22 protein-coding genes and 2 pseudogenes are annotated in these 25,086 nt (G+C 43.0%); 5 read left to right on the forward strand and 19 right to left on the reverse strand.

From position 1 onward, the window contains the following. Nucleotides 1-6 precede the first annotated feature (6 nt). The 5 genes and pseudogenes from C1A09_RS01930 to ychF all read right to left on the reverse strand — a co-directional run bounded on the left by C1A09_RS01930 (nt 7) and on the right by ychF (nt 4,355). The gene (locus tag C1A09_RS01930; protein WP_101542046.1) at nt 7-828 is read right to left on the reverse strand and encodes a hypothetical protein; all 822 of its coding nucleotides are present in this window, start codon (nt 826-828) and stop codon (nt 7-9) included. Between the two features lie 385 nt (nt 829-1,213). Next, on the reverse strand, nt 1,214-2,056 hold the full coding sequence (gene lgt / locus C1A09_RS01935) for a prolipoprotein diacylglyceryl transferase (protein ID WP_101542047.1): 843 nt from the start codon (nt 2,054-2,056) through the stop codon (nt 1,214-1,216). 95 nt (nt 2,057-2,151) lie between these two features. Then, the gene (locus C1A09_RS01940; RefSeq protein ID WP_101542048.1) at nt 2,152-3,096 is read right to left on the reverse strand and encodes a ketopantoate reductase family protein; all 945 of its coding nucleotides are present in this window, start codon (nt 3,094-3,096) and stop codon (nt 2,152-2,154) included. 22 nt (nt 3,097-3,118) lie between these two features. Continuing rightward, nucleotides 3,119-3,217, reverse strand: a pseudogene (locus tag C1A09_RS16210) (carboxypeptidase regulatory-like domain-containing protein); the annotation flags it as partial. A gap of 34 nt (nt 3,218-3,251) precedes the next feature. Beyond that, complete coding sequence (ychF, locus tag C1A09_RS01945) at nt 3,252-4,355, reverse strand: redox-regulated ATPase YchF (RefSeq protein ID WP_101542049.1); 1,104 nt, start codon at nt 4,353-4,355, stop codon at nt 3,252-3,254. A 183-nt stretch (nt 4,356-4,538) separates the two neighbouring features. Between ychF and C1A09_RS01950 the strand changes: the two genes are divergently transcribed. Then, the gene (locus C1A09_RS01950; protein ID WP_101542425.1) at nt 4,539-4,982 is read left to right on the forward strand and encodes a GNAT family N-acetyltransferase; all 444 of its coding nucleotides are present in this window, start codon (nt 4,539-4,541) and stop codon (nt 4,980-4,982) included. A gap of 145 nt (nt 4,983-5,127) precedes the next feature. Here C1A09_RS01950 and C1A09_RS01955 read toward each other — a convergent pair whose 3' ends face one another. Next, nucleotides 5,128-5,754 carry an HD domain-containing protein gene (locus C1A09_RS01955; protein ID WP_101542050.1) on the reverse strand — a complete coding sequence of 209 codons (627 nt, stop codon included), beginning with the start codon at nt 5,752-5,754 and terminating at the stop codon, nt 5,128-5,130. A 161-nt stretch (nt 5,755-5,915) separates the two neighbouring features. Here C1A09_RS01955 and C1A09_RS01960 point away from each other — a divergent pair, with 161 nt between their 5' ends. Beyond that, the gene (locus C1A09_RS01960; RefSeq protein WP_101542051.1) at nt 5,916-8,186 is read left to right on the forward strand and encodes a GH92 family glycosyl hydrolase; all 2,271 of its coding nucleotides are present in this window, start codon (nt 5,916-5,918) and stop codon (nt 8,184-8,186) included. Between the two features lie 13 nt (nt 8,187-8,199). Next, nucleotides 8,200-9,930 carry a hypothetical protein gene (locus C1A09_RS01965; protein WP_101542052.1) on the forward strand — a complete coding sequence of 577 codons (1,731 nt, stop codon included), beginning with the start codon at nt 8,200-8,202 and terminating at the stop codon, nt 9,928-9,930. Nucleotides 9,931-10,183: 253 nt separating this feature from the next. Here the strand turns inward: C1A09_RS01965 and C1A09_RS01970 are convergent, their stop codons facing one another. The 3 genes from C1A09_RS01970 to mobV all read right to left on the reverse strand — a co-directional run bounded on the left by C1A09_RS01970 (nt 10,184) and on the right by mobV (nt 12,662). Further along, a complete protein-coding gene (locus C1A09_RS01970) occupies nt 10,184-10,603 on the reverse strand; it encodes a DUF4405 domain-containing protein (protein ID WP_101542053.1) in 420 nt (139 codons plus the stop codon). Between the two features lie 80 nt (nt 10,604-10,683). Beyond that, nucleotides 10,684-11,217: a Crp/Fnr family transcriptional regulator gene (locus tag C1A09_RS01975; RefSeq protein ID WP_101542054.1), complete on the reverse strand. Its 534-nt coding sequence runs from the start codon at nt 11,215-11,217 to the stop codon at nt 10,684-10,686. A 77-nt stretch (nt 11,218-11,294) separates the two neighbouring features. Further along, the gene (mobV, locus tag C1A09_RS01980) at nt 11,295-12,662 is read right to left on the reverse strand and encodes a MobV family relaxase (RefSeq protein ID WP_101542055.1); all 1,368 of its coding nucleotides are present in this window, start codon (nt 12,660-12,662) and stop codon (nt 11,295-11,297) included. Between the two features lie 33 nt (nt 12,663-12,695). On the opposite strand from mobV, the gene C1A09_RS16270 reads away from it, so the two are divergent. Further along, complete coding sequence (locus C1A09_RS16270; RefSeq protein WP_180949161.1) at nt 12,696-13,088, forward strand: hypothetical protein; 393 nt, start codon at nt 12,696-12,698, stop codon at nt 13,086-13,088. Between the two features lie 158 nt (nt 13,089-13,246). Here the strand turns inward: C1A09_RS16270 and C1A09_RS01990 are convergent. The 4 genes and pseudogenes from C1A09_RS01990 to polA form a co-directional block, all read right to left on the reverse strand. Then, a pseudogene (locus tag C1A09_RS01990) lies at nt 13,247-13,634 on the reverse strand (hypothetical protein). A gap of 17 nt (nt 13,635-13,651) precedes the next feature. Next, nucleotides 13,652-14,884: a site-specific integrase gene (locus C1A09_RS01995; RefSeq protein WP_101542056.1), complete on the reverse strand. Its 1,233-nt coding sequence runs from the start codon at nt 14,882-14,884 to the stop codon at nt 13,652-13,654. A gap of 324 nt (nt 14,885-15,208) precedes the next feature. Continuing rightward, nucleotides 15,209-15,592, reverse strand: a complete 384-nt coding sequence (locus C1A09_RS02000) for a DUF3836 domain-containing protein (protein ID WP_101542057.1) — start codon at nt 15,590-15,592, stop codon at nt 15,209-15,211. Between the two features lie 276 nt (nt 15,593-15,868). Continuing rightward, the gene (polA, locus tag C1A09_RS02005; RefSeq protein ID WP_101542058.1) at nt 15,869-18,721 is read right to left on the reverse strand and encodes a DNA polymerase I; all 2,853 of its coding nucleotides are present in this window, start codon (nt 18,719-18,721) and stop codon (nt 15,869-15,871) included. Nucleotides 18,722-18,809: 88 nt separating this feature from the next. Here polA and C1A09_RS02010 point away from each other — a divergent pair, with 88 nt between their 5' ends. After that, nucleotides 18,810-19,784, forward strand: a complete 975-nt coding sequence (locus C1A09_RS02010; RefSeq protein ID WP_101542059.1) for a polyprenyl synthetase family protein — start codon at nt 18,810-18,812, stop codon at nt 19,782-19,784. 10 nt (nt 19,785-19,794) lie between these two features. Here C1A09_RS02010 and C1A09_RS02015 read toward each other — a convergent pair whose 3' ends face one another. The 6 genes from C1A09_RS02015 to C1A09_RS02040 all read right to left on the reverse strand — a co-directional run bounded on the left by C1A09_RS02015 (nt 19,795) and on the right by C1A09_RS02040 (nt 25,077). After that, nucleotides 19,795-20,496 (reverse strand): DUF1266 domain-containing protein, encoded by a 702-nt coding sequence (locus C1A09_RS02015; RefSeq protein WP_245874949.1) that lies wholly within the window; start codon nt 20,494-20,496, stop codon nt 19,795-19,797. Nucleotides 20,497-20,832: 336 nt separating this feature from the next. Next, complete coding sequence (gene deoC, locus C1A09_RS02020) at nt 20,833-21,735, reverse strand: deoxyribose-phosphate aldolase (protein ID WP_101542060.1); 903 nt, start codon at nt 21,733-21,735, stop codon at nt 20,833-20,835. Next, a complete protein-coding gene (locus C1A09_RS02025) occupies nt 21,722-22,060 on the reverse strand; it encodes a nucleotide pyrophosphohydrolase (RefSeq protein WP_101542061.1) in 339 nt (112 codons plus the stop codon). The genes deoC and C1A09_RS02025 overlap by 14 nt, the downstream gene beginning before the upstream one ends. Further along, a complete protein-coding gene (gene dtd, locus C1A09_RS02030) occupies nt 22,060-22,512 on the reverse strand; it encodes a D-aminoacyl-tRNA deacylase (RefSeq protein ID WP_101542062.1) in 453 nt (150 codons plus the stop codon). Before dtd ends, C1A09_RS02025 begins: the two co-directional genes overlap by 1 nt. Nucleotides 22,513-22,576: 64 nt before the next feature. Further along, nucleotides 22,577-24,397: an excinuclease ABC subunit UvrC gene (gene uvrC, locus C1A09_RS02035; protein ID WP_101542063.1), complete on the reverse strand. Its 1,821-nt coding sequence runs from the start codon at nt 24,395-24,397 to the stop codon at nt 22,577-22,579. A 155-nt stretch (nt 24,398-24,552) separates the two neighbouring features. Further along, complete coding sequence (locus tag C1A09_RS02040) at nt 24,553-25,077, reverse strand: adenine phosphoribosyltransferase (RefSeq protein WP_180949162.1); 525 nt, start codon at nt 25,075-25,077, stop codon at nt 24,553-24,555. Between the last annotated feature and the right edge of the window lie 9 nt (nt 25,078-25,086).

Genomic DNA, 25,086 nt, shown 5'->3' on the forward strand with positions numbered 1-25,086 from the left:
TTAAAATTAATAAGTGGGATGCGAATTTGTCTCGTTTACATGTACATTATTTATATATTCTACATCATCCATCCAGTTGTAAGTAATATAATAACAATGTTGCTCAGGATATTTACATTGTGAACTATAAAAATAAACGGTGGCATACCCTTCATATATATTATTCAGCTCGATAGGATCTCCCAAAATATATCCGCCACCATCAGGGAAGTTACTATTGTCATCTTCGTCTCCGGGAATATGTATCCTCGTGGTATAACTGTCGATAACCATTTTAAAAGGATTTTTTTCAGGATCGTATTCATCGTATTCACTATCGTTACAGAATATATATAATTTTCCATTTATACATTCAAATGAGTGTGAATAGTATTCTCTTCCACAATTAGTCCCTATTTCTATGGGGCCGATATCTTCGGGTTTTTCCCCTGCTTCTACCATATAATATCTACTGCAAGTACAATTATAATCAGTACATGATACTTCTATTTGGACATATGTATATCCGTTATCATTGATTTTAACATCTTGGCTTGAATTGTTTGAGAGTGATAGCCAGGCATTGCCTATAGAAGTTCCTGTATAACTGACATGGAAATTAGTACAACTATATGTTTCGTTGGGTGTAAAAGTCAGAGTTATTTCTCCGGTATCATCGTTTGTTTCTATATGACAATTGGGTAAACAACCGCCACCGAAACCATTACAATTGGAATTCATGCTTCGCAGATTAGCTACTTTTGAAACATTTTCTACTTCACTACTACTATCACAACTAGCTATTGTGATTATTGTAATAATCGTAATTAAGTAATAAATCTGTTTCATAGCATGTAAGATTAAAGTCTGAATATACAAAAAATATAACAAGTAAGTATTCTTTTGTTATTAATTAACTAAATAGGCTATAAATGTTTCGTGGTGGTATGTAGAATTAAATTTATATTTAAGTGGTAGTTGAATTTATTTCATAATATGTAGCAATATCAATATTTAGAGTAATCGGTTGTCTCTGCGGTATCTTTGGGTACGGAATTCTTTTATGCGTTCTGAAAAACATTTGTTTGTTTTAAAAGCTATGAATTAGCAACAATTTGATCATAATATGTTTTCTACAGCTCTATACATAAAGAAAAAACAAAGCATAACGAATTCTATATTATTTAATTCGCTATGCTTTATTCTAATTTATACTTTCGTTATGAGCGTAGTTTTATTTCTTTCTTTTCCCGTAGAAACACATGAAATAGATACCGATAATAATGAAAGGAATGCTCAGCCATTGTCCCATATTCAGTCTCATACTGTCTTCAAAGTTTACTTGGTTCTCTTTCAAGAACTCGATGAAGAAGCGGAATACGAATATTTCCGTCAAGCAAAGGCCGAAGTAGAAACCACGATGATAGGGGAGGGAGACCTGTTTTTTCAGTCCCCGTTTATACAGGTAAACCATTCCCAGGAAGAAGATAAAATAAGCGATTGCTTCGTAAAGCTGCGCCGGATGGCGGGGAAGCATATCTACCCGTTCAAAGACGAAAGCCCAAGGCACATCGGTGGGCTGGCCGATGATTTCAGAATTCATCAGGTTGGCCAGACGGATGCAGCACGCTGTGATAGGTGTAGCCACAGCGATCATATCGAGCACATCCATGTAATGCATCTTGGTCTTGCGGCAATAGAGCCATAGGGAGATAATCAAGCCTAATGTACCGCCATGACTGGCAAGCCCTTCATATCCGGTCCATTTCCAACCGCCGTCGGGCAGGAACTTTACCGGAAGTATCATTTCCCAAAAGTGGTTCAGATAGTAGTCGGGCTGATAGAACAGGCAATGTCCCAACCGTGCTCCAATCAGTATGCCGAAAAAACAATAAAAGAACAACGGTTCAAACTTCTTTTCATCAATCTTTCTGTCACGGTATTGACGGTGGACTATTACGTAAGCGAGTGCGATACCTATAACCCATAGTAGACCGTAATAACGGATTGGGATACTTCCGAAGAGATTAAACAGTTCGGGATTAGGGTTCCAGTTGATGGAGAATAATGCTAGCATATTGTTGAAGGAATAGAGTTATTAACTTGATTATGCAGCAAAGTTAGAAAATAATCTTGTTTACTTGCCAATTTAGGTTAATATGTATGTGATTTTTATTTAAACTTCTCCGCCACCATCCTGTACGTCGGAACTTCAATTCCTTGTTCCTCCGCTGCCGCAATCATGTCGAAAAGTAACCCCTGCACTTCACTCTCGTGTCCTCTCGCCATATCTTTCTGCATGGAAGCGGTACTTTCGGGCGCGAGTTTGTCGATAACTTTAAGATTATATTCTACAATATCCTCCTTAAATTCAATGCCTGATTTCCGTCCCAATGCAGCGCTTTCTTGAGAAAGGCCGATAAAAGTATCGCGTACTTTACCCGGCTTCTGGACTTCCCCCATAGGCACGTCGTAGTAAGCTCCTGTCACAGCCATGGCAGAGATGAAAGACCATTTTACGAACGTATCCCGGTTGATATCGGGGGATATTTCGGCTTTGATGCCACTTTCCTGTAAATCACGTTGCACGGCTTCCAATGTTTCACGGGAAACATCAGTGCCCCGGTGTGCCCCGTAGACCAGACGGAATATCTTGCCCATTTGCGTAATTTCCCCTTTTCCCGAAACGAAACCTACGATGTAGATGCAACCGTCCAGTACCGTTACGTCCGGAACCAGACGCTGGATGCGGGGGCCCGTACCGTAAACGTTCAAGATAGGAATAACTACCGTATTTTCGTGAGAAGCGCGTTTGATAAGTTCCGTAATGGAGTCTACCGAATACCCTTTGACGCATACGAAGATGACATCTGCCTTGTAGCCGGCCGATGAAGAAGCGAGAGCGGCATATTCTTCCGCCGTATAAGCGGGCGTCTTCAGCGTATGTTCGCCCTTCAGGTCGGAATGTAGCCGCAAACCATGCTCACGTATGGCGGCAAGATGTTCGCCGCGTGCAATGCAAGTAACGTCTTTTCCGGCCAATGCAAGGAAACCGGCAATACTGCCACCTACGCCGCCGGTACCTGCAATGAGATACTTTAATCTATTATTTGCCATTTGAGGTTTCTTATTAGGATTGTTACTTAACGTAGTTTTCTTTCTCCATATAGTAAAACTCTTCGCCCCGGTCTCCATTTTCCAGATCGGTCAGCTCGACTTGAAAGATACGATAAGGAAGGTCTTTTTCAGGACTTTTGGCCGCCCCGTTCTTCTTATACATTGAACCGGAAATGCATGATGTCCCCATCCTGCACCACGTATTCCTTGCCTTCAACACCCAGCTTACCGGCTTCGCGTACCGCGACCTCACTGCCATATTTGATGTAGTCTTCGTATTTGATGACCTCTGCACGGATAAATCCCTTTTCAAAGTCCGTATGGATAACTCCGGCGCATTGCGGGGCTTTCCAGCCTTTGTGATAAGTCCACGCCTTTACTTCCATTTCTCCGGCGGTGATAAAGGTCTCCAGGTTCAGGAGGCTGTAGATGGCCTTAATCAGGCGGTTACAGCCGCTTTCCTTCAATCCGAGGTCTTCGAGGAACATCTGCTTTTCTTCGTACGTTTCCAATTCGGCGATGTCGGCCTCGGTCTGTGCGGAGATGATGATGAGTTCGGCATCCTCTCCCTTGATGGCTTCGCGTACTTGCTCCACGTATTGGTTGCCGGTGGCGGCACTGGTATCGTCTACATTGCAGACGTAGAGCACGGGTTTGGTGGTGAGCAGGAACATCTGTTTGGCGCACTGCTCTTCATCATCGTTTTGAGGTATTACAGTACGGGCACTCTGTCCTTGTTCCAATGCATCTTTGTAACGGAGCAGGAGATCGTATTCTATCTTTGCCATCTTGTCGCCACCTACTTTAGCTACTTTTTCCACGCGCTTGATGCGGTTTTCTACCGTGTCGAGGTCTTTCAGTTGCAGTTCGGTGTCGATGATTTCCTTGTCGCGCACGGGGTTTACCGAACCGTCCACATGCACGATGTTTCCGTTGTCGAAGCAACGCAACACATGGATGATGGCGTCACACTCGCGAATATTGCCCAAGAATTGGTTACCGAGGCCTTCGCCTTTGCTGGCACCTTTCACCAAACCGGCAATGTCGACAATATCGCATACGGCGGGTACGATACGTCCCGGATGAACCAGTTCGGCAAGACGGGTCAACCGCTCATCGGGTACGGATACTTGCCCCATTTGGGCGTCGATTGTACAAAACGGGAAATTTGCCGCTTGCGCTTTTGCACTGCTCAAGCAGTTGAAAAGAGTAGATTTTCCTACGTTGGGAAGTCCTACGATACCAGCTTTTAATGCCATAGTGTTATAGTATTTTTGTTATTATCAATTGATTATATCATTCTTTTTTGTCTCATTTTGGGGTGCAAAGATAATCAATTTTAGGCTAATGCGGTAATCTTCTTATACTTTCTCTTTTGTGGAATATCAGTTTTTAAGGAGGGAATACTTATCTTTGTTCACATGGATAAAATGGAAAAGATTATGAACCTGTCTTTGGTTATTGCCAATAAAAAGCAGTATTTGGATTTACTGTTGCTTGCCGATGAGCAAGAGTCCATGATCGACCGTTACTTGGAACGGGGCGAAATGTTTGTGCTCGAAGATCGGGGCGTTAAAGCCGTTTGTGTGGTTACCGACGAAGGAAGCGGTGTTTGTGAACTGAAAAACTTGGCTGTTACTCCTGATTTCCAACGGCAGGGATATGGAAGGACAATGATAAACTATCTGATAAATCACTATTCGGGAAGATATACTCAAATGATAGTCGGGACCGGAGATGTTCCGGGGACAACCGGATTTTATAAAAGTTGCGGTTTTGAATATTCCCACCGTATCGAGAACTTTTTTACCGATAATTACGACCATCCTATAGTGGAAGAGGGCATATTATTAAAAGATATGATATACCTGAAGCAAAGCCTTTAAATTCATCCCTTTAATGCCAGTATTGTGCCAATAGAGTGGCACAACTTTGCCATCATATTGGCATGCTTGTGCCACCCTATTGGCAAGGCTTTGCCACTTTATTGGCACAAAGTCGGCAATGGTAGGGAAGGAAAATCCCTTTTCTCTATCGTCTTTCCTCGGCATATAGCCGGTGGAAGACAGACTTCAGCAACGTTTCATCAGCAATGATGGTTTGCAGTTCTTTCAGCCGTTCTGCATTTTTGGAATTAGGGAACCAAAGTTTCAGATAGCCGCCCGGTGCATACTTTTCCATCAGATGTTTGTGGAACCGTAGGTAGTGCCATTCCTCATCTGTCGTAGGGTTTTGCTTCAGACCATATTGCACGGTGCGGCGCAGGGTGATGTCCGGGTCAATAATACGGTCGGCTTCGGCAACGATTTTGCCATAGATACTGCGGGGCTCATGGTCGGTAGATGCCCGGTGGTCTTCTACGGCTTCTTTCATCGTTTGTATTTCTTCCTCTGAGAACCATTGATGCAGGGTATCATCTGCCGCCAGTATCTCTCCGGACAAAAGATGATGTGTGGCCCGGTCGCGGCAGAGCCCTGTGTCATGATAAGCCGCGATAGTATAGACCATGCGCTCGTCGGTTTCGGGATGTTGGCGGGCAAGTGCCAGACTTTCGTCAATAACGGTTTCCACATGCGACAAATTGTGTGCTTTATCAAAATCTTTGTATCGGGGGATGATTTCTGTTTCTATGTAACGAATAAGTTCTTGAGGTATCATATTTATTTTTTTTATTGGCACAAAGGTAGGGCTTTATTTATCTGTGTGTTTCTTTATAATATAGTTTTTGGCTGTTTCGGATATTTGCTTTATTTTTGCTTATATATCAGTATGGGATGTAAAATGCTGGTGTATCAACAATCAAACACGACACGGTATTTATGAAATTGTATGCAGGCGTATTGTGCGCATTGTTGCTGTCGGGTAACCTGATGGCACAAACAGGGAAATTTGGGGACTATGTAAATCCGCTTATCGGTACAGATGTACAGCGGCATGCCCGGGGAGATAAAGCTCCGTCGGAAGAAAAAGGCCAGACTATGCCCGCTGTGGGAGTACCCAATGGAATGACGAATTGGGTGGCGCAGACGCTGGAAGGTGAACGTAAATGTAATCCTCCGTATTATTATTATCACAACGAAATTCAGGGTTTCAGGGCAAGTCACTGGATAAGCGGTTCGTGTACGCAAGATTATGGAAGTGTCACCCTAATGCCGATGGTGGGAGAGTTGAAGACGGATGCCCGGGAACGTGCTTCACACTTCGGCCATGATAAAGAAATGGCAAAGCCCTCTTGTTATGAGGTAACTTTGGAGGACTACCGAATTCGTGCGGAGATGACCGGTCTTTCTCATGCGGGAATGATGCGGTTTAATTTTCCCCCGGATGAAGGAGAACGGTATATCGTTATTGAGCCGAACAGTGATAAAAAACAGGGATATATCAGAATTGATACGAAAAACAGGGAAGTGACCGGTTATAATCCCGCCTATCGTATTTATCAGGGAGGTGGTAAGAGTGCCGGTTTCAGTGGATATTTTGTAGTCAAGTTTGAAACCGATTTCGATACCTTCGGCGTGTGGAAAGACAGTATGGTTGTAGTGGGACAAACGGAAATTGAGGGTAAAGGATGTGAAGTAGGCGCTTGGATAAAGCTGTCGGCCTTGAAGAACAATTGCATGAAGGTGAAGATAGGGACTTCCTTTACAAGTGTTGATAATGCCCGCGAGAACCTGGAGACGGAGATACCGGATTGGGATTTTGAGACAGTGAAATCCCGTTCGGCTGCCGACTGGGAAAAGGCTTTGGGACAGATAGCCGTAAAGGGTAATGATGAAAAAAAGAAAACGCAATTCTATACGGCTCTTTATAATGCCCGTATGCTTCCGCGTACGTTCAGTGATGTCAAAGGATACTATCCCGGTTTTGCGGAAAAGCATACTGTGCATCAGGCAAAAGGGTTTTCCTATTACTGTGACTTTTCTATGTGGGATATTTATAGGGCTGTATTACCGCTTTATACCATTCTAAGTCCTTCTATAGTGGGGGATTTCTCAAAATCATTTATTCTAAAAGGGCAGCAAGGCGGATGGTTACCTATTTTCCCGTTGTGGAACAATTATACCGCGGCGATGATTGGCGACCATGGTATCGCGATGCTGGGTGACGCTATTGTAAAAGACATTCCGGGTTTTGACTATGAGGAGGCTTACCGATTGATGCGTAAGAATGCGTTCCAGGTAAATACGGATAAAAAAAGTTATGTGGAAGGTAAAGGGCGCAGAGCACTGGACTCTTATCTGCAATATGATTATATACCATTGGAAGACAATGTGTGGGATGCATTTCATAAACGGGAACAGGTGTCGCGCACGTTGGAGTATGCTTATGATGATTTTGTCTTGTCGCAGGTTGCCTGCAAGCTTGGGAAGAAGGTTGATTATGAAGTATTGTCCCATAGGGCGATGAACTATAAGAACGTGATTGATCCTGAAACGGGATATGCCCGCGGACGGCATGCAGACGGTAAGTGGGTGGAACCTTTTGAATTTGATAAGTCCGCAGATTATATCTGTGAGGGTACGCCTTTTCACTATACCTGGTACGTGCCCCACGATGTGGAAGGGCTGATGAAACATATTGGTAAGGAACGCTTTATAAACCGGCTTGATACTTTCTTTGAGAAAGATTATTACTGGCACGGTAATGAGCCGGGGCATCATATCCCTTATCTTTTTGCATTGTCCGGTGAGCCATGGAAGACCCAGAAGTGGGTTCATAGAATACTGGAAAGGGAATATTATCCTGCACCGGACGGACTGAGTGGGAATGATGATGCCGGACAAATGTCGGCATGGCTGGTGTTCGGTATGATGGGCTTTTATCCGGTATGTCCCGGTTCACCGTATTATGTAATTGGAAGTCCCGGTTTTGAGGAAGTGGTCATCACTCTTGAGAGCGGCAGAGAATTCAGGGTTGAGGCGAAAGGATATTCGGAGAAGAATATCTATATCCAGTCAGCTACATTGAATGGGAAACCTTATAGCCGGTCTATCTTGTCGCATGAGGATATTATGAAAGGGGGTATTCTGTCGTTTGTAATGGGAAGTGAGCCCAATAAGCAGTGGGGAATTAACAAGAATATTAATTAACAGATAGAAGAGAATGAAAAAGTGGATATTATTGAGTATGGGTATTTGCTTGTCTTTACCTATTATTGCGCAGCAGTCAGAGAAAAAAGATTATCTGGTAATGGATATGGTACATCATAATCCGGGAGATGCCATGACGCAAACCGCTTTTCGCAATCCGGAGAAGTTGGCTTCTTTCGGGATGAATGGCATGGTTATCAATGAGTTTAAGTTTCCGCAGTGTGCCGTCAGTTTTTCTAAGTTCGACAAGCGTATCTTTCCGAAAGGTTCGGAAGAGAGGGCTTGGGTAGAAATGCTGACGAAGGAAATCAGGACTCAGATTGATGAATGTCACCGGAATGGTTTGCAAGCTTTCTACTTTACGGATATCATTGTGCTGCCTAAGAAACTGGTAGATCTTTATAAAGACGAGATATGCGACGAAGAAGGAAAGATTTCGTTCGAGAAGCCCAAGACATGGGAGATACACCGGGCGATGCTGAAGGAGTTGTTCGAGCGTTTTCCGGAAATGGATGGATTGGTCATTCGTACGGGTGAGACTTATACGCACAACATCCCGTATCATACGGGAAACGGACCGGTAGATTATAAAAAGAAGTATGACAAGAGCATCGAGATACATGCCAAGCTGATGAATTTGCTGAGGGAAGAGGTATGTGTGAAGCGGAATAAGAAGATTGTATACCGGACATGGGATTTTGGTTTCTTCCATGTCCGTCCGGACTATTATCTGGCCGTGACGGAACAGGTGGAACCGCATTCCAATCTCTATCTTGCCATCAAGCATACGAATGGTGATTATTTCAGGACTTTCCCTTTCAATAGAACGATTACTTTGGGAAAGCATAAGCAGGTGATAGAGGTACAATGCCAGCGAGAATACGAAGGAAAAGGAGCCTATCCGAACTACATGGCCGATGCTGTGATTAACGGGTTCGAGGAGACTAAGAATGATGCTGCGCCACGTTGTCTGAACGATATAAAAGACAATCCTCTCTTCTCCGGTGTGTGGACATGGTCGAGAGGGGGCGGTTGGTTTGGCCCTTATATTTCTAATGAACTCTGGTGCGACTTGAATACGTATGTAATGAGCCAGTGGGCGAAAAATCCCGACCGGGCAGAAAAAGAGATCTTCAATGAGTATGCATTAAAAATAGGGATTTCCGATGAGTCATTACCTTATTTCCGCAGATTGTGCCTTCTGACTCCCGATGCTATTATCCGGGGAAGAGGTTCGTTGATACACCCTGTCAGTGTTACGTGGACGCGCGATCATTATTTGGGGGGTACGAACCAATTGAAGAAAGTGTTCGACGCGATTTTGAAAAAAGGTAACGTTGACGAAGCTTTGTACGAGATGAAGCTTTCCGTTGCTCTTTGGGAAGAAATAGTAAAGCTTTCCCGGAGGGTGGAATGTAGCGATGAAGTAGTGGAGCATTATATCAGGACTTCTTCTTTGTATGGTTATTGGCTTTATAGAATTATGGAACAAGGCTGGATTGTGATGCTGAAGGGGTATCAGGGAGACCGGACAGGAGAATATGACCGGACAGCCATAAAACTGGCTATTGAAGAATATGACAAGTGTTGGAAGGAGTATCGTAAACTGAAAGAAGAAAACTCTGATTGCGCTACGCTTTATTATGATCAATATGTAAAGTTCAATATAGACGGTGTGAGGAACAAGATAGGCTTCATTGACGGTATGGGGGCGGCTGTGAACAAATACCGTACTCTTGAATAATGAATAAAAAGCGGCGGAATACACAATGTGCTCCGCCGCTTTTTATTTTAGATTTTTATCGGTTTGACTTAACCGATTGAGAAATAAATTTTTAGCGAATTATTTGAGAAGTGGCGGTAACGAGTTAGCAACCGTACGATTTTTAGCGATTTGCGGTGTTATGCTGCCAAATAACTCTTTCACCGACAAAGATATAACATTTTTAATAATCCACAAAGCAAAGGACTATTTATTTAGCCCTATGTCTTGTGGATTATTTCAGAGATTTACGTAATAAAGAAATTCGTTTTAGTAAATGCCCAATACATAGCACTATTGTAACAATCCCTATTTTATAGTGCAATAGCCCTATGTAGGAGTTAGCCCCGTCTACTCCTAATAGGATAATTCCCGTAACCGATACAAGAAAGAATACAACTGACAGTACTACTGTAATTTTACTTTTTTTACCAAGCCCATTTTTTATTATTCCTTTATACCATCCCCAATGTGTTGTTATATGGAATATTGATATTACAAAAAATAAAAAACTGGTCAAAACATGAAATACTGCCCAATTATGCCATAGTTCGTGATTAATGCCATGTCCAGCAATATGCAATCCTATCCCGGAAAATGCTGATAACACGAACACAAAAACCAGACTCCAGTCTATTACAAAAATCTTTTTCATTGCTTACCGTTTTCATATTTACGGTGCAAAATTCGGTATTCAAGTGGAATCTGAACGATAACAATTGTAAAGAAATGAAGTTAACGACGATTTCTGATGCGTGATAAAGAAACAGGAGTGATGCCAAGATAAGACGCTATATAATGTTGTGGAACACGCTGTATTATATTGGGATACTCTTTCAGCAATTCTTCATATCGCTGTTGCGGTGTGTTTTTTATTCTTGACAAGAACAATTGTTGGTAAGCATGAAAACGGTCTATGAGTTTTTTTTCATACAACTGCCTAAACGACAAATTATTGTTGATTTGATTGTAAAAGTCCTCTCTTCTTATAGCCGTGAGTTCCGTTGGTTCGATACTCTCCAAATAGAAAAGACTCGGCGTGCGTTTATATAGGCTATCGAATGAGGCGACAAAATCCCCTTCAAAAAAGAATTGAAAAGTAATATCTTTCCCTTCATTATAGAAAAACAGCCGCAGACAGCCTTTACGGATTAGATAGAGTTTTTCTGCAATTTTTCCTTCCTCCAAAAGAATTGATTTGGAAGGAACGGACAAATATTCAGATTTTATCTGCGATTCAATATGGTTTAAGTAACTATTTTCTGTCATAGTGCAAAATTACAAAAAAGTACCGTTCATCAGTCATTTATGAACGGTACTTTATGTTTTTCAGTACAATAAGTCGATTACAGTTTCATTCCTCTGCTTTTCCTTTGCGGTTGTATAGGTTGGCGTATGTTCTGCCTTAACTTCTCGAACTGTTCCTTGAACCATTCGGCAATGGGTTTTCGGTCGATGGCAAGAACCAGTCTTGTCCCGTCCGTGGGGTCTTTCAGCACTTGGAAACCTGCCCTTTCGGTCGTGAATTTCCGTCCGTGTTCCTCCGAGTAGAGTTCCCCTGCATACTCCAACGGCTTGCCGCTGACGAGCGTTGCGGTCTGCCTTTCATCGAACCCCACAAGGCGGCAGAGGTTTTCGATACGGAGCATTTCACGGAAATAGGGAAACCATGCCGCCGCCCTTGCGATTACCGTTTTCAGAAACGATATTTCCTGCTTGTGCCTTGTGTCCTTGTCTGCTATCTCCCTGCCGTGCTTTTGCTGCATTTCCCGTATCTCCCGGCTGTGGTCTGCCTGCATGGTCTGTATCCTATCTTGCAGGGCTTCGATGGTTTCCTCGTGGTCGGCTACCTCCCTATGCAGGGCGGTGTTCTCCCTTTCCAGCGTCTTGACCTTGTTACTGCCGAAAAGAGAACCGACGCTCTCGGCGATGTTGGCGGCTGCGGTGGTTGCCGCCCCTTTCAGCTTCTCGGTCTGTATCTCTTTTTTCGCCCGTCTTAGTTCCTCCCGTGCCGTTTCTTTCTGCTGTTGCAAGTCCACCACTTCCGCTTTGAGATTGTCGGCGAGTTTCTGTATATCCCGATAATACTGCTGCGTGGACTTGTGGCGAGCCTTCGAGCCGTCTATGCCCCTTCGCAGCCCGTATTTCGCCATCGCTTCGGCATAGGTATCTTGGTAGGACTTCAATTTCAGCCGTGTCATAATATCGTCTGCGCACAGCCTCACGGTGTCGGTCGGCTTCTTGCGGTATCGCTTCTTCGTCTGCTCCTCCCTTTTCCTGCGCTTTCGCTCTCCCTTGACGATGGGGACGAGCGTGACGTGTATGTGCGGCGTTTCCTCGTCCCTGTGCAGGTGAGCCGCCACGATGTTCTCCTTTCCGAACGTGTCGGCGAAGTATTTCAGATTGTCGGCGCACCACTCGTCCAAACGCCCCTCTTCCTCTATCCGCTTCATGTCCTCGTGCGTTCCCGACACGTTGATGCGGATAGCCCGTACTTGGTTGCTTCCGATTTTGCGTGTCAGCCCCGCTTCTTCCAGTCTTCTCTGAACAGCCGTCGAACGGTCTTTCACTCCGTCGGGGTAGCCGATGAGCCTGCGGTTCAGGTGCGTGCGTGTGGGGTCGGCGTTCTTCGGTATGATGAACCGCTCGATATGTGCGGTCGTTCCGCTGTCGCTGCCGTGCGCCTTTTCCATGTGTAAAACTACGAAACCCATATATTCTTCCTTTCTTTTTTGGCTTGTGAAACAATGATTTTTTGTATCTTCGGGGGCGGCAAATGCCGTCCCCGATGGGGTGTGCAGAGGGGCTTGCCCCTTGCCTTATTGGGGAATTTTCAGCGATACGTAGTATTGCGGCTCGGAAAATTCCCTAATAAGCTACGGTATTTTCTCCGTAAATACCCTGCGGCGTGCCGTCCGTCTGTCCGTCTGCCTTTCGGCTATGGCTATCCCTGCCGCCTGCTTGCCCGTAACTCCACCTTATTTTTTCCCTTTCGGTCGGTGGGTGGCGGGGCGGTCGTTTCCGTTTTCAAAGGCTCTTTTGCACGGGGCGGTCGGATACAAGGTTTTCCCGATAAATACGCTCGCAGCGAAGCGAGAGGAAGATTTATCGGGAAACGGCGCAGCCGCCTGACCTTTTAGCCGACATAAAGCCCCGTGCTTGCTTTGCCTTTGTAAACGGAAATGATTGCTCCGCTTTGCTGTGCTCGAAAAATCGAATCTGCGTATCTACATATAGTCGGTTATTAATGGACTGACTTACAGATTCAATGATTCCAATACGACAGTGCGACACGGCTTCATGACGATATGACTGCTTGACTGCCGACATTCAGCGAAAGAAAAATCAAGCTGTTCTCTTTTCGCCCGTGCATAATCCTTTCCAACAACACTTTGCGGACTTTCGCCGCCCCGAACGGACTCGATACGGAAAGCGAGGGCGGCTATCGTTTCGAGGTTGTAAACCTCCGCGCTGTATCTGTCCGATATGCGGATAATGCGCTTTATGTCATATACGCTCAAAACTCCGCTTTTGCAGAGAGCCTTTATCCCTGCCCGAACCGTCGGGGCGATAACCCCGAACAGTTCGCAGATTTCCCACTCGGTCATGGCGGTTGCGCCTATATCGCTCGGCAGGGAGATATTGCCCTGCCCGTCCATCGTGATAATGTACCTTTCTTCTTTCATCGGTATTCTGTTCTTAATTAAATGACTCGGCAGATATTCTTCTCCATATCCTCCAACTTGTGCGACAAGGTTTCCATGTCTTGGCTTATCTTCTGGGCGGTGATTTTGGCGTAAATTTGGGTGGTCTTTATGTTCGTGTGTCCCAAAAGGCGGCTTACCGTTTCGATGGGTACACCGTGCGACAGAAGCACGGTCGTGGCGTTCGTGTGTCTTGCGACATGGTAGGTCAAACGCACCTTGAAACCGCATTGTCTGCCTATCTCTTTGAGTATCTTGTTGCAGCTTCCGTTGCTCGGAACGGGGAAAACATGACCGTCCCGAGCCAGTCCCTTGTACTTCTCGATGATACGCTTGGGAACGTCCAAAAGGCGGATGTTCGATTCGGTGTTGGTTTTCTTTCTTCGGGTGATTATCCACAGGTTGCCGTCGAAGAATGTTTGCAGGTGGTCGGCGGTGAGGTCCTTCACGTCCGAATACGCCAAACCCGTGAACACCGAAAAGACGAACAAGTCCCGTACAAGCTCGTGGGTGGCGTTCTTCATGGGTGCGTCCATGAGCGTCTGTATCTCCGTTTGGGTGAGGTAGCCCCTGTCCACGCTTTCGGGAGAGTTGATATATCCGGCAAAGGGGTTGAACGGCAAACGCCCGTCGTTTCTCGCTATCGAAACGATGTGTTTCAACACAATCATGTAGCCCCACACGGTATTGGTGCGGCATTTCTTCTCCGTGCGCAAAAAATACTCGAAGTCGTTGATGAACGTGAGGTTGAGTTCCTTTAACGGAATATCCTCACGCTTGTAGGTATGGGGCAAAAACTCCCGAATATGGTTGCAGACCGTCCGATAACGGGTAAATGTACCCTGCGCCCTGCTGTGCCCGACTTTCTTCTCAAACTCGGCGTTGTGCTGCTCGAACAGCTTCAGCAATGTTTCCTGCTTGACGCCGATACCGAGATAGGCGTCTTTGAGCTTGGCGGCGGTAACATAACCATCCGTCTGCATCAGTTCTTGGTAGCGGCGGTTTACCTCCACACGGATTTTATCTACCGCAAGGTTGATTCTCTGTGCTTCGACGCTCTTGCCCGAAGCACGGCTGTTCTTCACGTCCCACAAGCGTGGGGGAACGTCCATCTTGCAACTGAACTGTTTAATCTCGCCGTCCACCGTGATACGGCACATCAGAGGCAGGTTACCGTTCGGCTTCTCGCTGCCTTTCTTCACGTAAAATAATACCTTGAATGTACTACGCATAACTCACTCCTTTTTTTGGTTACAAAATTAGTTATTAGTGAGTTACCGACAGCTATGTAAATCTACGCAAAACGCAGAAACAGAACCTTTTAGCAAGAAATCTGCACCCATTACGGGAGTAACGAGGTGGTAACTGAACTTCTGCACCGTTTGGCTTCGAGGTGGTATTTCGTTGGCTCTGCCCCATAGAAAAACAAAGCGTAACGAACGCTCTATCAGCTAATTCGCTACGCTTTGCCCAAATTTACTTTTTCGCTATGTGTTTATTTTATAAAGGTTTTGGTTAGTGTTAGTAGTAAAGTTTTTTAAGAGAGAAAGAATGAATTACATGTTCGGGTTGTCCATTGTTACCGTCATTTCGGGAACCAGGATGTATTCACCTTTCTTTTTGTTCCATTTATAGTAAGTAGTGGTAAGTGTCTTACCTTGATAGGCATAACGGATACACAAATCTTTGTTCCATGTATTCTCTGTACTGTTCCATTTCATAGTTTCATTTTCTGTCATGCGGTTTTGGTCGTCGTACTTATAGTTGTACTTCATGTAATTTGATAATGTACCACCATCCATCTTGTATACGGTTTGGCCAACCATTACGCCATTTACCTCTTCCGAATTGTAAATGAGGTTACTTTTATTGTCAGCTGACGCATTCATGCCACAAGCGAAAAGACAAGCAAATAAAATCAAATTTTTTAAAGTCTTCATGGATTTATGTTTTAGAGTTTAACTTACTATATTCTATCAATGTGTCATTGATTTCGCTGCAAAGGTACGTATTATATTGACATAATCTTAATTTTTGGTTTAAATATTATCAAAATGTCAATTTGATGAAGAAGAATATGCTTCCTTTTTGCTAAGATAGATGAACAAAAAATATCCGGCAGAACGCTTGCCGGATATTCTTGTGAACAAACTGTATTTTAAACTGATTGCTTCTGTTGCTTTCTGATTGTAAGTTAAATAAAGTTATCGAACCGATTAATGGGCTTCCAACCAGTTTTTCCCCCATCCGCAATCGGCTTTCAGGGGTACGAGCATGCGATAAGCATGCTCCATCTCTTCGATTACAATTTGTTGCACAATCTCTTTTTCTGCCTCTGGAACGCTGAAATTTAGTTCGTCATGGACCTGTAAAATCATTTTTGCTTTCAGATTGTTACTTTGAAAGCGTTGATTGATGTGTGCCATGGCTACTTTGATGATATCGGCGGCGCTTCCCTGAATGGGGGCGTTGATGGCATTCCGCTCGGCGTAACCGCGGACAACGGCATTCCGGGAGTTGATGTCCGGCAGGAAGCGCTTGCGGTGGAAGATAGTTTCAACATAGCCGTTTTCGCGTGCCACTTGGATGCTTTTATCCATGTATTCCTTGACTTGGGGGTAAGTCTCAAAGTATCCGTCAATCAATTCCTTGGCTTCCTGACGGGAGACGTTCATGCGTTCTGCCAGTCCGAAGACAGAAATGCCATAGATGATACCGAAGTTGGCAGTCTTGGCTTTGCGGCGCATGTCGGCGGTTACTTCATTGATATTTACCTTGTATATCTTTGCGGCGGTGGCGGCGTGGATGTCGTAACCGCTGAGGAAGGCGTCTATCATATTTTTGTCTCCACTCAGATGAGCCATGATACGTAGTTCAATCTGTGAGTAGTCGGCAGAGAAAAACTTACAACCATCGTCCGGGATAAAAGCTTTACGGATTTCCTTACCGTCTTCATCGCGGATAGGGATGTTTTGCAGGTTCGGGTTACTGGAGCTGAGTCTCCCTGTGGCGGTTACTGCTTGGTTGAAAGAGGTATGTATTCGTCCGGTACGAGAGTTTATCAGTTGGGGTAGGGCGTCGATATAGGTGCTGAGCAATTTTTTCAGACCACGGTATTCCAATATCTTACCGATAATCTCGTGTTTGTTGCGGTAGGTCTGTAACACTTCTTCTGAGGTGACATACTGTCCGGTCTTGGTTTTTTTGGCTTTATCCACGATTTTCAGTTTGTCGAAGAGTATCTCGCCTACCTGTTTGGCGGAACTGATGTTGAATGTTTCGCCTGCCATTTCGTAGATGTTCTTTTCTATTTCCTGTAAACGGATAGTGAAGTGCTCCGATGATTGTTTCAAGGCTTCTGTGCTGATACGTACTCCGTTACTCTCTATATTGACAAGTACGGGGACAAGGGGCATTTCAATTTCATGGAATAAATGTTCTACATCTTGTTTCTTTAATTCCTTCTCCAATATATTCTTCAATTTCAGAGTGACGTCCGCATCTTCGCAGGCATAACGGTAAACATCTTCCGGAGGAAGGTCGCGCATGTTTTTCTGATTTTTTCCTTTGGCTCCGATGAGTTCGTCAATGTGGATGGTTTGATAGTGCAGGTAGATTTCCGCCAGATAGTCCATATTGTGACGAAGTTCCGGTTGCAGGACATAATGTGCGAGCATTGTATCAAAAAGTTTTCCCTTTACTTGAATGCCGTAATTTTTGAGGACTATCATATCATACTTGATATTTTGTCCTACTTTCAAAGATTTCTCATTTTCATAGAGGGGACGTAACTCATTTACTATTTTTAACGCTTCTTCCCGATTTGCCGGAACAGGTACGTAATAGGCCCTGTTTTCAGCGTCACTGAAACTCATTCCGACTAATTCTGCTTCCATCGGTTCGGTTCCTGTAGTTTCCGTATCTATTGAGAGAATTTCAGATGTAAGTAACTTTTGAATAATTTTTCCCCTTTTTTCTTCTGTATCAATAAGTTGGTAGTCTACATTGAGCATTTCTAACCGCGTTAGATTTGAATTTTTCGAGCCGTCTGTCCCATTGCCCGCAAAATTTGCAAACAAATCGCCTTGAACCGGATCATTTTTTTCAGGAGTGGCGGTCGGTTCTTGAGCAAATAGGGTTCCGGCAAATAGGTCAGGTGAGACCGAAGCTGGAGAAGGGGAGGAGGGGGTACTTGTTTTTTTAAGAACGCGATCGATGAGCGTACGAAATTCCAACTCCTCAAAAATCTTGCGAAGTTCTTCTTCGTTCGGTTCTTCACGGACAAGTGTATTCATGTCGAGCTTAATGGGAACATCGGTTTTGATAGTGGCGAGAAATTTGGAGAATATAATCATTTCCCGGTTATTCTCTACTTTGGTTTTGAGCGCACCTTTTAGTTGGTCGGTATGTTCAAGGAGATTTTCAATACTTCCGAACTCGGCAATCAGTTTTTGTGCGGTTTTCTCTCCCACGCCCGGACAACCGGGAATATTATCGGAAGAGTCGCCCATCAGTCCCAGCATATCGATAACCTGCGAAGTTGATTGGATATCAAATTTGGCTTTTACCTCTTCCACTCCCATTACTTCGAAACCACCACTATGTTTGGGACGATACATGAATGTTTTATCCGATACCAACTGTCCATAGTCCTTGTCGGGGGTCATCATATAAGTGATAATCCCTTGTTTACCGGCTTCAGTGGCAAGAGTACCTATTACGTCGTCGGCTTCGTAGCCGGAAACTTCCAGGATGGGGATGCGATAGGCACGAATGATATCCTTTATAATGGGTACAGAGAGACGGATAGCTTCGGGAGTTTCTTCCCGCTGCGCTTTATACTGTTCGTAGGCTTCATGACGGAATGTAGGTCCGGCAGGGTCGAACGCTACTCCTATGTGACTGGGATTTTCTTTTTTAAGCACTTCTTCCAGAGTATTTACAAAACCTAGGATGGCAGAGGTATTGAAGCCTTTTGAATTAATTCGCGGATTTTTGATGAATGCATAATAGGCACGATATATCAGTGCATATGCATCGAGTAGGAAAAGTTTATCGGTAGAATTCATAGATTTATCCTTTTTTTCATGGTAAAAGTACAAAAAAATACCGTATTAACCGTTTTATTACTATTTTTGTGCTCAAATAGCACGGTCTATGGAAAGTATATCCCTCATTAAATCCCCGATTTCTGTAGAATTGGAAGAGTTTAAGAAGCATTTTGATACTTCTCTCTCCAGTTCTAATCTTTTGTTGAATAGTGTAATTGCACATATCCGGCAAAAGAACGGGAAGATGATGCGTCCGATATTGGTGCTGTTGGCTGCAAAGCTTTATGGTGAGGTTTGTCCCGCTACATTGCATGCGGCAGTTGCTTTAGAACTTCTGCATAATGCCAGTTTGGTACATGATGATGTGGTGGATGAGAGTACCGAACGCCGGGGACAGCTTTCTGTAAATGCTATCTTTAATAATAAGGTAGCGGTGCTGTCGGGAGATTATTTGCTGGCTACGGCTTTGGTGGAAGTTGGTATGACTCGTAATTATGATATTATCGATGTCGTTTCCAATCTGGGACAAGATTTGGCGGAGGGGGAACTTTTGCAACTTTCCAATGTAAGTAATCCTCATTTTTCAGAAGATATTTACTTCGATGTTATTCGTAAGAAGACAGCAGTTTTATTTGCTGCTTGTACAAAAGCTGGTGCCCTGTCGGTGGGGGTAGATGGTGAAAAGGCTGAATATGCACGGTTGCTTGGTGAGTATATCGGTCTTTGTTTTCAGATAAAAGATGATATATTCGATTATTATGAGAGTAAGGAGATCGGTAAACCGACCGGTAATGATATGTTAGAAGGAAAGCTGACTTTGCCTGTTCTCTATGCATTGAATTCTACTGAGAATAGTACAGCACAAGCCATTGCCGTCAAAGTAAAGAGTGGAACGGCGTCTGATGAAGAAATAGCCCATTTAATCGACTTTGCCAAGCAGAATGGTGGTATTGAATACGCTATTCAAACGATGTATACTTATAAAGAAAAAGCACTTCAGTTGTTGTCTGTTGTTCCTGATACAGATGTAAAAAAAGCTCTTATTTCTTATCTTGATTATGTGATTGAGCGGGATAAATAAACCGTTTGAATTAAAACGGTGTATTTATCCATGGACTTTTTACATCTTTCATGGCAGAACAATAATATCCGATAACTTTTTTAAACTCATCTTCACCGGGATAATTTATCACCTGTCCTAATAAGTAGCTTTTACCTACTTCTTCCCAGGATGTAAAACATTCACGGCATTTCTTGTCTGCAAATTCAATATATTCCCATGCTTCTTTTTCATTGATAAGTTGGTAGTCGTAGGCGATACGGGCAAGGATTATCATCTTACTTAAGTCCCATGCCAATATACCTCGCTGTAGATCCTCGTTTGTGATGCGGAGGGTACTGTGGAATTGAATATATTGGAGAAAATTATTTAGGTTTCTGCAATACTGAACGAGACGTTCGATACCTATAAATCGTTCTTGAATGGCGGCTTCACGTTTTTCTTTTCCTTTGATGGACAAGAAAAGAGGGATCATGATATTATATGCACTTCGTTCACCTTCTTCTTTTAGAAAGTTGAATATTGATTGAATTTGAAGGGGTTCTTTTATTTTGGCTTTATCGGATAGGAGAGAGTCTAATAGTTTTTGATTGGCACCGGTAGTCAGACTGTTAGTATAAAACTGTTTTTGCTCTCCTGCTATTAGTCCGATGAACAGTGCGTGCTGATGATTTAAATCCGCAACTCCAGGCTGGGGATTAGTGTTGAAAAGTAATGTCTTTTTTGTTTCCATACTCTTGTCTTAATGTTTGTTACCAAAAGGCGTGAGAACTGTTGCCCTATATCTTTCCCGAGGTTTCGGCAAACCTTTTACGAGATACAAGCAACAGTCTCACGCGCCATTCGATATATAACAAGAGTATATACGTGAAAGTGCGTGAGACCCGTTTGCTTATTACCTTTCGTAATATGAAATTTTGCCGAATTTCGAGAAAAAGATAATAAATGAAACGTTCTCTAATACAATACTTTAGCCAAAACTCTATCGGCGTTCTATATCACAAAGATAGGAAAAGTTTTGGCTTTTCCTATCAATATTCTTTAGTTTTTATTAAGTAAATGTGGGTTCTTAAAAGAACTTCATTTCTTTGCCTTTTATTTCCGAGAGCAGTAGATTGGCAAGACGACTGGTCCCTAAGCGGAACAGCTTGTTATCCAACCATTCTTCGCCCAGAACTTCTTTGACAATTGTATAATATATCAATGCATCATTCACGCAATTAATGCCTCCTGCCGGTTTGAAACCAATCTTATTACCTGTCAGTGCATAATACTCTTTTATGGCCTGACACATCACGTAAGCAGCTTCGGGAGTGGCGGCTGGTTGCTGCTTGCCCGTAGAGGTCTTAATGAAATCGGCTCCTGCATACATGGATAGGATGGAGGCTTTTTTGATATTTGAAGCTGTCTTCAGTGCACCGGTTTCAAGAATAACTTTTAGGTGGTGCTCCTTGCATACATCTTTCAGTTCTTGTATTTCATCGCACATGGTTTCGTAGTCTTCGCTCAGGAATTTACCAATGGAAATCACGATATCTATTTCGTCGGCACCTTCCATAATTGCCATGGCAGTTTCGGCTACCTTCACTTCAATAAAGGTCTGTGAGGAGGGAAATCCAGCTGATACACAGGCTATATTTACATTTTCTACCTCCAATGTGTCCTTTACGATTTCTGCAAAATTGGGGTAAACACAAATGGCGGCTACATTTTTCAAATCAGGAAATTCCTCGTCGAATTGGTTCACTTTTTGTGTGAACTTCATTACGCTTTCATCGTTGTCCGAACTGTTCAATGTGGTGAGGTCAATGCAGTGAAACAAGAATTTCTTTACTTCCAGAGTGTTATTTGCTGGTACTTTCTCTGCAATAATCTTGGCAACTTGTGCAGCTACTTCTGCATCATCCAGCTGAGTGTTATACTTTGCCAAAGCGGCATCATACTTGTTCTGAGTAGCTTCATTTTTCTCCATGGTTTGATAATTTAGGGTTGTTGATATGTCTTGTCTGGTCACGTTTGGTTTTCTTCTCCATGGTGCGTGTAAAAGCTTCGGTAAGATTTACACCCGTTTGGTTTGCAATGCAGAGAAGTACCCAAAGGACATCTGCAATCTCTTCTTCTATATTGTCTTTTTCTCCTTCTTTGAAGGATTGGTCACCATATTTGCGAGACATTATGCGTGCCAATTCACCAACTTCTTCGGTTAATACAGCCATATTGGTGAGTTCGCTGAAGTAGCGTACTCCATATTTTTTAATCCAAAGGTCTACCTCTTTTTGTGCTTCTTCTAACGTCATTATTCCTTGTTTTTGGTATCGATACAAATGGTTACAGGGCCATCGTTCAATAGTTCTACTTTCATATCGGCACCAAATATACCAGTACCGACTTCTTTTCCTAATGCAAAACTTAGTTCTTTACAGAATTGTTCATACAATGGTACGGATATTTCCGGTTTTGCAGCCCGGATATAGGAGGGACGATTACCTTTCTTGGTAGATGCATGGAGAGTGAATTGGCTGATTACCAGTATTTCACCACTAATATCAAGTATAGATTTGTTCATCACGCCATTCTCGTCATCAAAAACACGCAAGTTGACAATCTTTTTGCATAGCCAGTCGATATCCTCTTGCCCATCGGTTTCTTCGATGCCTATCAATATCACGAAACCTTTGTTAATAGCAGACTTGCAGGTTCCATTGATGGTGACTGATGCATGTCCGGCACGTTGTATGACTACTCTCATATCTTTTATTGTTCTAATAAATTTTTAGGGTTACAAAGTTACGAATAAATTCGTAATTGTTTTTCTATTTGCTTGCAAAGTATTCCGCGATAATTTTTGCTTTAGCTTCACCAATAATCCTGATAATGTTTTCTTGTGGTGCTTCTTTGATTCGTTTTATACTCTTGAACTCTTTGAGTAGAGCATTCTTTGTCTTTTCTCCGATACCTTTTATTTCGTCTAAAGCAGAGGCTACCTGTCGTTTGCTACGCTTGTCACGGTGAAAAGTGATGGCAAAACGGTGTACTTCGTCTTGGATTTGTGTCAAAAGGCGGAAAAGTGGAGAATTTTGTTTAAGTCCGATAGTTTGTGGTGGAACTCCGTATAATAATTCCGAAGTACGATGTTTATCGTCTTTGGCGAGTCCGGCAATGGGAATATTAAGACCGAGTTCGTTTATCACCTCTTTTACGGCACTCATTTGACCTTTTCCACCATCGGTAATAAGGAGGTCGGGTAGGGGTAGGTTCTCCTCAAGAGCGCGCTGATAGCGCCTTTTTACGACTTCTTTCATGGAAGCATAGTCGTCGGGTCCTATTACGGTTTTTATATTATATTTTCGGTAATCTTTTTTGGAGGGTTTCCCTTTGATGAATACTACGCATGCGGCAACAGGGTCTGAGCCTTGTATATTGGAATTATCAAAGCATTCTATTTGCATTGGTAACCGGTCTAAGTGAAGTTCCTGTTGGATTTCTTTCAGTAAGCGTACTATTCGTTGTTCGGGGTTTAATTTTTCCGATTGTTTCAGACGGTCTGCTTTATATTGTTTTACGTTAAGAATGGATAGTTCTAATAGTTTCTTTTTATCTCCTCTTTGCGGAATAGTAAAAACAACATCTTTCAACTCTATATCCATTTCGAAAGGTACGATTATTTCACGAGAAAGGCTTTTGTAACGTTCCCGCATTTCGATAATCCCTAATGAGAGTAACTCCTCTTTTGTTTCGTTCAGTCGTTTCTTGTATTCGAAAGTAAAAGCCTGGTTAATGGCACCATTGGTGATGTGTAGATAATTGATGAAAGCTGATTTGCCGTCACTGTCTTCCTCAATAGCGAATACATCGATATTGTGCAATATATTGCTGACAACTTCTGATTTAGCCCGATAGCTTTCTATAAGTAGGTATTTCTCTTTGATTTTCTGTGCCTCCTCAAACTTCATTTCCGCGGCTAATTCCTGCATCTGTTGGAAAAGCATCCGTTCTACCTCCTGGGTGTTCCCTTTGAGGATCTCCTTGACTTCGGCTATATTTTTCAGATAATTTTCCAGGCTTTGCTTGCCTACACAGGGGCCAGCGCAGTTCTTGATGTGATATTCTAGACAAACATTGAATTTCCCTGCTCGTATGTTTTCAGGAGAGAGATTTAAATTACAAGTACGTAATGGATATAAATGTTTGATAAGGTCTAGTAAAGCATTCATGGAAGGAATATGACTGTAGGGACCATAATAAGAAGATCCATTCCTGATAATTCTCCTGGTTTTGAATACTCGAGGGAAATATTCATTTTGTACACAAATGGACGGGTAAGTCTTATCATCTTTCAGCAAGACATTGTATCGAGGCTTATATTTTTTGATGAGGTTGTTTTCGAGTAACAAAGCGTCTTCTTCAGTGTTGACTACGATATATCGAATATCTGCAATCTTACTCACTAACACCCGTGTCTTTCCCGGTTCGTGTTCCCTGTTGAAGTAGGAGGATACCCGTCTCTTCAAATTCTTCGCTTTTCCTACATATATAATCGTCCCTTCGGCATTTAGATATTGGTAAATTCCGGGACTCTCGGGAAGGTTTAATACGATACCCTTCAGATAATCGTTTGTTTTGAGTTCTTCCATTAGTTAAGTTATACAATATTAAGTATATGTAAAGACAAGAGATAGGTTGATAATTTAGTTATGTATGCTTAATAAAATGAGACCGGCAGAATATTTATGGTAGAATAGAAGGGCTTGCAAATTCCTTATACCATTTATTTTCCGACCTTCTAAATTTATAAAGAAAGTACTGACTCTACATTCACTTCATCCCCAAAGACTTCTTTTCCATGTAATTCTTTTAATTCAATGATAAAGTTCACATAAATTTTTTTAGGTTTCATCTTCTTTACTAATTTGCAAGCAGCTTCCATCGTTCCGCCCGTAGCTAATAAATCATCGTGTAATAAAACAATATCATCTTCGCTGATGGCATCTTTGTGGATTTGTACAGTGTCTTTGCCATACTCTTTATCATAACTTTCTTCAATTGTTTCTGCGGGTAACTTCCCCGGCTTACGGATAGGAACAAAACCTGCACCAAGACGGGTAGCTAAAATTGGCCCCATAATAAACCCTCTTGATTCTATGCCCACCACTTTGGTGATACCTTTGTTTTTATACATTTCATACAAAGTATCAGATAGCTCTTGTAAGGCTGCCGGATTTTTAAATAGGGTAGTCACGTCGTAAAATAGAATTCCCGGAATAGGAAAATCGGGAATTTCCCGGATACTTTTAGCAAGCATTTCTTTACTCATAATCAGTTT

The organism is Bacteroides cutis (genome assembly GCF_900241005.1).
Classification (GTDB): Bacteria; Bacteroidota; Bacteroidia; order Bacteroidales; family Bacteroidaceae; genus Bacteroides; species Bacteroides cutis.

What these genes read in the sequence shown, in the direction of transcription:
- C1A09_RS01930 (WP_101542046.1), bottom strand. Translation starts at nt 828, where the DNA reads ATGAAACAGATTTATTACTTAATTACGATTATTACAATAATCACAATA.
- lgt (WP_101542047.1), bottom strand. Translation starts at nt 2,056, where the DNA reads ATGCTAGCATTATTCTCCATCAACTGGAACCCTAATCCCGAACTGTTT.
- C1A09_RS01940 (WP_101542048.1), bottom strand. Translation starts at nt 3,096, where the DNA reads ATGGCAAATAATAGATTAAAGTATCTCATTGCAGGTACCGGCGGCGTA.
- ychF (WP_101542049.1), bottom strand. Translation starts at nt 4,355, where the DNA reads ATGGCATTAAAAGCTGGTATCGTAGGACTTCCCAACGTAGGAAAATCT.
- C1A09_RS01950 (WP_101542425.1), top strand. Translation starts at nt 4,539, where the DNA reads ATGAACCTGTCTTTGGTTATTGCCAATAAAAAGCAGTATTTGGATTTA.
- C1A09_RS01955 (WP_101542050.1), bottom strand. Translation starts at nt 5,754, where the DNA reads ATGATACCTCAAGAACTTATTCGTTACATAGAAACAGAAATCATCCCC.
- C1A09_RS01960 (WP_101542051.1), top strand. Translation starts at nt 5,916, where the DNA reads ATGAAATTGTATGCAGGCGTATTGTGCGCATTGTTGCTGTCGGGTAAC.
- C1A09_RS01965 (WP_101542052.1), top strand. Translation starts at nt 8,200, where the DNA reads ATGAAAAAGTGGATATTATTGAGTATGGGTATTTGCTTGTCTTTACCT.
- C1A09_RS01970 (WP_101542053.1), bottom strand. Translation starts at nt 10,603, where the DNA reads ATGAAAAAGATTTTTGTAATAGACTGGAGTCTGGTTTTTGTGTTCGTG.
- C1A09_RS01975 (WP_101542054.1), bottom strand. Translation starts at nt 11,217, where the DNA reads ATGACAGAAAATAGTTACTTAAACCATATTGAATCGCAGATAAAATCT.
- mobV (WP_101542055.1), bottom strand. Translation starts at nt 12,662, where the DNA reads ATGGGTTTCGTAGTTTTACACATGGAAAAGGCGCACGGCAGCGACAGC.
- C1A09_RS16270 (WP_180949161.1), top strand. Translation starts at nt 12,696, where the DNA reads ATGATTTTTTGTATCTTCGGGGGCGGCAAATGCCGTCCCCGATGGGGT.
- C1A09_RS01995 (WP_101542056.1), bottom strand. Translation starts at nt 14,884, where the DNA reads ATGCGTAGTACATTCAAGGTATTATTTTACGTGAAGAAAGGCAGCGAG.
- C1A09_RS02000 (WP_101542057.1), bottom strand. Translation starts at nt 15,592, where the DNA reads ATGAAGACTTTAAAAAATTTGATTTTATTTGCTTGTCTTTTCGCTTGT.
- polA (WP_101542058.1), bottom strand. Translation starts at nt 18,721, where the DNA reads ATGAATTCTACCGATAAACTTTTCCTACTCGATGCATATGCACTGATA.
- C1A09_RS02010 (WP_101542059.1), top strand. Translation starts at nt 18,810, where the DNA reads ATGGAAAGTATATCCCTCATTAAATCCCCGATTTCTGTAGAATTGGAA.
- C1A09_RS02015 (WP_245874949.1), bottom strand. Translation starts at nt 20,496, where the DNA reads ATGGAAACAAAAAAGACATTACTTTTCAACACTAATCCCCAGCCTGGA.
- deoC (WP_101542060.1), bottom strand. Translation starts at nt 21,735, where the DNA reads ATGGAGAAAAATGAAGCTACTCAGAACAAGTATGATGCCGCTTTGGCA.
- C1A09_RS02025 (WP_101542061.1), bottom strand. Translation starts at nt 22,060, where the DNA reads ATGACGTTAGAAGAAGCACAAAAAGAGGTAGACCTTTGGATTAAAAAA.
- dtd (WP_101542062.1), bottom strand. Translation starts at nt 22,512, where the DNA reads ATGAGAGTAGTCATACAACGTGCCGGACATGCATCAGTCACCATCAAT.
- uvrC (WP_101542063.1), bottom strand. Translation starts at nt 24,397, where the DNA reads ATGGAAGAACTCAAAACAAACGATTATCTGAAGGGTATCGTATTAAAC.
- C1A09_RS02040 (WP_180949162.1), bottom strand. Translation starts at nt 25,077, where the DNA reads ATGAGTAAAGAAATGCTTGCTAAAAGTATCCGGGAAATTCCCGATTTT.